Origin of the sequence: Corynebacterium minutissimum, from assembly GCF_000805675.1 — a bacterium.
Lineage (GTDB): Bacteria > Actinomycetota > Actinomycetes > Mycobacteriales > Mycobacteriaceae > Corynebacterium > Corynebacterium minutissimum.
The window spans coordinates 1-1466 of the sequence record NZ_JSEF01000029.1 but is presented as its reverse complement, the minus strand read 5'-3'; the positions used below and the strand labels follow the sequence as shown (position 1 = coordinate 1466).

The 1466-nt window shown below is 57.1% G+C and carries 1 protein-coding gene; it reads left to right on the top strand.

All coding sequences use genetic code 11. From position 1 onward, the window contains the following. The first annotated feature begins 138 nt into the window (after positions 1 to 138). Positions 139 to 1452 carry an ISL3 family transposase gene (locus NX84_RS12235; RefSeq protein ID WP_039676997.1) on the top strand — a complete coding sequence of 438 codons (1314 nt, stop codon included), beginning with the start codon at positions 139 to 141 and terminating at the stop codon, positions 1450 to 1452. Positions 1453 to 1466: the final 14 nt, after the last annotated feature.

The following is a 1466-nucleotide window of genomic DNA, read 5'->3' as shown; positions in this document are numbered from 1 at the left end:
GGCTCTTCCGGTTTCGGGGTGCGTAGCGGGGTGAGGTAGAAAACGACGGGTTCAGCGGGTCACCACAACATGTAGGGGTCCCTGGTGTGAAGATGAAAGTTCCTACACAACCATCTAAACCCACCAGGGACCCGTACTGTGAAGCCTACTGGAAACCTCGTCGCCGACACTATCTGCCGTACCGCGGAAATCGGGCTTGCCATCACCGGTGCTGCTGATGCCGGACCGCTGACCATCATTGAGGCCACGCCTGTAGCCGTTATTGGCGTGTGCCCGGACTGCGGCCAGTCTGGCACGCTACGTGACCACATCACCCGTCGGCTCGTTGATCTTCCTGTTGTTGGATTCCCCACTAGGCTGCACGTAAAAGTCCCTAGATTCCGGTGTACAGCCGCATCATGTAAGAGAAAGATCTTCCAAGAATCTTTAACCTGCGCTGATGACGGTGCCAAGCTCACCCATCGGGTCACCCGCTGGATCTTGCAGCGCCTTGCTATTGACCGGATGAGTGTGTCAGCTACCGCCAAAGCACTCGGTGTGGGCTGGGACCTGGTCAACCAGGTCGCACTAGATGCCTGCCGCCAGCTTGTCTACGGCGACCCTTGTCACCTAGACGGGGTTCGCGTCCTCGGAGTCGATGAACATGTATGGAAACACACCAGAAAGCCAGGTCAGGCATCAAACCTGGTGACCATACTTGTTGACCTCACCCCGCTGGTGGACGGGCGCGGGCCTGCTCGTTTGTTAGACATGCGACCGGGCAGGTCCGCAGATGTGCTCAGCGGGTGGCTTAAAGAACGCGACCCCAGCTTCCGGGGGCAGATACAGGTGGTGACCATGGATGGGTTCACCGGTTATGCCACCGCAGTCGAGGAGCAACTACCACAAGCAGACAAAGTCATGGACCCTTTCCATGTAGTGCATCTAGCAGCCGACAAGCTCACCAGTTGCCGACAAAGACTCCAACGCGAGACCACCGGGCGCCGCGGACGCAAAGATGACCCGCTGTACAAGCACCGGCGCACCCTGTTGACCAGGACGAACTACCTCACCGAGCGGCAAAAGCAACGCTTAGAAATGCTGTGGGCCACCGATGACGACTACGTGTGCCTAGAAGTAACGTGGTTGTTCTACCAAGACATGATCGCAGCGTATGCGCATCCGAAGAAATCGGAAGGCAAAAAGCTCATGGAACGCATCATCCATACGCTGCGTAAAGGATTACCGAAAGGCTTAGAAGAGCTCGCCCAACTGGGACGCACCCTGTGGCGTCGGCGCAAAGATGTGCTTGCCTACTTTGATATCGGCGCATCCAACGGCCCCGTCGAGGCAATCAACGGCAGACTCGAACACCTACGCGGCATCGCCCTAGGATTCAAAAACCTCAACCACTACATCTTGCGGTGCCTAATCCACTCCGGACAACTACAGGACAAAATCAACGCACTCTAAAACCGGAAGGGCCG